Raw genomic sequence first — 1,709 nt, forward strand, 5'->3', positions numbered from 1 at the left:
CGGCTTCTCGGTCGATGCCACCGCCCGCAAGCGGCTGCCGCGGATCGTGCTCGCCGCAGCCGCCATGGGCGCCCTGCTCTGGCTCACCGTGGGCCTCGTGCCTGCCGAGACCCATGGCTTCATCAAATTCGTCGCGCTGGGCGTGCAGATCGGAGCCGGAATGGCGGTCTATGGCCTGCTTCTGCAAATACTCGGCGCAGCTTCCTGGCGCGAGGCGGTTAACGCGTTGAAACGGCCTACCTAAACCGCGAGCGCAGCGAAATACCCTTGACGGGGCAGCGCCGCTGTTGGAAACGACGGCCGAATACCTATGGGAAAGCTGACCATGCCATTCGTTGAACGGGTTTTTTCGGGCGTCCAGCCGACGGGCAATCTGCATCTCGGCAATTACCTCGGCGCGATCGTCAACTTCGTGAAGATGCAGGAAACCCACAGCTGCATTTACTGCGTCGTCGACATGCACGCGATCACGCAAGGCGTCGACGTCTGGGGCGGCCCGGCCGAGCTCACCCGCAACACCCGCGAGGTCACCGCGGCGTTCATCGCCGCCGGCATCGATCCGAAGAAGCACATCGTGTTCAACCAGAGCCAGGTCTCGGGCCATGCCGAGCTTGCCTGGATCTTCAACTGCGTCGCGCGCATGGGCTGGCTCGGCCGCATGACCCAGTTCAAGGAGAAGGCCGGCAAGGACCGCGAGAACGCCTCGGTGGGTCTGTTCGACTATCCCGTGCTGATGGCCGCCGACATCCTGCTCTACCGCGCAACCCACGTGCCGGTCGGCGAGGACCAGAAGCAGCATCTCGAGCTCTCGCGCGACATCGCGCAGAAGTTCAACAACGATTTCGGCGATTCCATTCGCGCCCAGGGCGCCAATGACGGCCTGTTCTTCCCGCTGCCGGAACCTCTGATCACGGGGCCGGCGACGCGCGTGATGAGCTTGCGCGACGGCACCAAGAAGATGTCGAAGTCCGATGCGTCGGACAATTCGCGGATCAATTTGACCGACGATGCCGACACCATCGCGCAGAAGATCCGCAAGGCGAAGACCGATCCGGAACCGCTACCGTCAGAGGAGAAGGGCCTGGAAGCCCGTCCCGAAGCCGACAACCTCGTCGGCATCTTCGCCGCGCTCTCCGGCCGCGCCAAGGCCGACGTGCTCCGCGATTTCGGCGGCGGCCAGTTCTCCAGCTTCAAGAACGCGCTGGCGGAGCTGTGCGTCACCAAGCTCGCGCCGATCGCCGGCGAGATGAAGCGCCTCGTCGCCGACCCCGGCCACATCGACGCGACCCTGAACGACGGCGCCGACCGCGCCCGCGCCATCGCCGACGAGACGATGAAGCTCTCCAAGGATATCGTCGGCTTCATCTACCGGCGCTAGAGACGGTCCGGGGCCAGCGCGCCGGCCGCATCTCCTCTCCCCAACGCTGCGGGAGTGTGGCAGCATGCCGTCCCTGCACATTCCGGGACATGCATGACCAGCAAGCGACTTTGCTTCGAGCCGGGTCACAAGCCCAAATGCCTCGTCATCGTCGATGACACCGCCGAATGGGATCGCGCGGTCTACTATGCCAGCCGCTGGGCGATCCGCGCCGGCGGCGGCGTGGTGATGCTGCGTATCATCGAGCCCAATCAGCAGAGCCAGGAATGGCTGGGGGTCGCCGACATCATGCGCGCCGAGGCGCAGGAAGCAGCGGAGGCCGCGCTCGACC

The 1,709-nt window shown here is 65.2% G+C and carries 1 protein-coding gene and 2 pseudogenes; all 3 read left to right on the forward strand.

What is annotated here, in order from left to right; genetic code table 11:
- Window positions 1-244, forward strand: a pseudogene (locus MOV74_RS37505) (murein biosynthesis integral membrane protein MurJ); the annotation flags it as partial.
- An 81-nt stretch (window positions 245-325) separates the two neighbouring features.
- Window positions 326-1,378: a tryptophan--tRNA ligase gene (gene trpS / locus MOV74_RS37510; protein ID WP_246932479.1), complete on the forward strand. Its 1,053-nt coding sequence runs from the start codon at window positions 326-328 to the stop codon at window positions 1,376-1,378.
- 93 nt (window positions 1,379-1,471) lie between these two features.
- A pseudogene (locus tag MOV74_RS37515) lies at window positions 1,472-1,709 on the forward strand (universal stress protein); the annotation flags it as partial.

Origin of the sequence: Bradyrhizobium sp. SHOUNA76 (assembly GCF_023006445.1) — a bacterium.
In the GTDB taxonomy this organism is placed as follows: domain Bacteria; phylum Pseudomonadota; class Alphaproteobacteria; order Rhizobiales; family Xanthobacteraceae; genus Bradyrhizobium.